This is a genomic window from Micromonospora sp. M51 (assembly GCF_018070305.1).
GTDB classification, from domain to species: Bacteria; Actinomycetota; Actinomycetes; order Mycobacteriales; family Micromonosporaceae; genus Micromonospora; species Micromonospora parva.
The window spans coordinates 1-1,474 of record NZ_JAGPXZ010001088.1; the positions used below are offsets into that span (position 1 = coordinate 1).

General features: G+C 71.4%; 2 protein-coding genes. Both read right to left on the bottom strand.

Going from position 1 to position 1,474, the window contains the following annotated elements; all coding sequences use genetic code 11:
* Window positions 1-115: 115 nt before the first annotated feature.
* A complete protein-coding gene (locus KBX53_RS32690; RefSeq protein WP_210863720.1) occupies window positions 116-1,303 on the bottom strand; it encodes a mechanosensitive ion channel family protein in 1,188 nt (395 codons plus the stop codon).
* Window positions 1,304-1,386: 83 nt separating this feature from the next.
* Window positions 1,387-1,474 (bottom strand): DUF1206 domain-containing protein (locus KBX53_RS32695; RefSeq protein ID WP_210863722.1); only part of this gene is annotated, 88 nt, incomplete at its 5' end.

Here is a 1,474-nt window from a genome sequence, read left to right on the forward strand (position 1 = left end):
GGTTGTAGGGGCCTCGACCGCTGTGGAGGCCACTACAACCAGGAAATTGCACGATCTTCCGGGGCGCGCGGGGCGCGGGCGGGGCGCGGGCGGGGCGCGCGGGCGGAGCGGGGTGCTACTGGCGGGATTCGTCGGGGCCCACGAAGGCTTCGCTGCGGGCGTCGCCGTCGTCGCTGCCGCCGAACACCCGGGCGTCGTCGGGCGCCTCGGTGTCGGAGGGACGCCGGGCCGGGCGCCGCGGCTGCACCCACTGCCAGGACAGGTTGCTGGTGGAGTCGCCCAGCTCGGTGCGCAGCCGGGGCATCGCGGTCGGGCGGTTGTCCCGGATCCAGGCGACCAGGTGCTCCCGCACGAGGCAGCGCAGGTCCCACAGACTGCCCGCGTCGGCGGCGCTGACCAGCGCGCGCAACCGCACCGTCCCGCCGGTGGCGTCGGTGACCTGGAGGACGCAGACCCGCCCGTCCCACAGCTCGGTGCCCTCGACGAGTCGGCGCAGCTCCTCACGCATGGTCTGCACCGGCACCGCCCAGTCCACGTCGAACTCGGCGGTGCCGAGCACCGCCGCCTCGGTCCGGGTCCAGTTCTGGAACGGCTTGCTGGTGAAGTACGAGGTGGGCAGGATCAACCGTCGGTCGTCCCAGATCTGCACCACCACGTAGCTGAGGGTCAGCTCCTCGATGCGCCCCCACTCCCCCTCCACGACGACCACGTCGTCGAGCCGGACGGCGTCGCTGAAGGCGAGCTGGAGGCCGGCGAAGACGTTGCCGAGCAGGCTCTGCGCGGCGAGCGCGGCCACCACACCGACCACACCGGCGGAGGTCAGCACACCGGCGCCGATGCCCCGCACGCTGGGGAAGGTCATCAGCATCACGCCGACGGTCAGGATGACGATCACCGCGATGGTCAGTCGGCGCAGCATCACCACCTGGGTCCGTACCCGCCGGGCGTGCCGGTTGTCGGGCACGTCGACCCGGAACCGGGCCAGCGCGGTGTCCTCCACGACGACCAGCAGGCAGGCGACCAGCCAGGCCAGTGTGGCGATGACACCGAGGATGAGCAGGTGCAGCAGGAGCCGCCGCCAGCCCTCGCCCACCGCGTACCCGGTGGTGAAGCGGACGGCGAACTGCACGGCGAGGACCGTCGCGGCGACCTGGAACGGGCGGTGCGCGTGCTCGGTCAACTCGGTCAACAGCAGTGACCGGCGACCGAAACGCCGGGTCAACCGGTGGACGACCTCGACCAGGAACAGGGCGACCGCCGCCGCGACGAGCGCGGCGACGGCCGTTTCGAGATAGTTCTGCACGGCTTCGGTGCTCCCCTTCAACCAGACGTCGGGCACTCCGGGCAAAAGCCCAAGAGTGCCCGACGGCCTAGGAATCGACCAGTTCAGACCTTGCGGTACCGGGACTGGAGGAAGCAGTAGACGCCGAAGGCGGCGATGCCCAGGGCGACCAGGGTCAGCAGGAACGTGCCG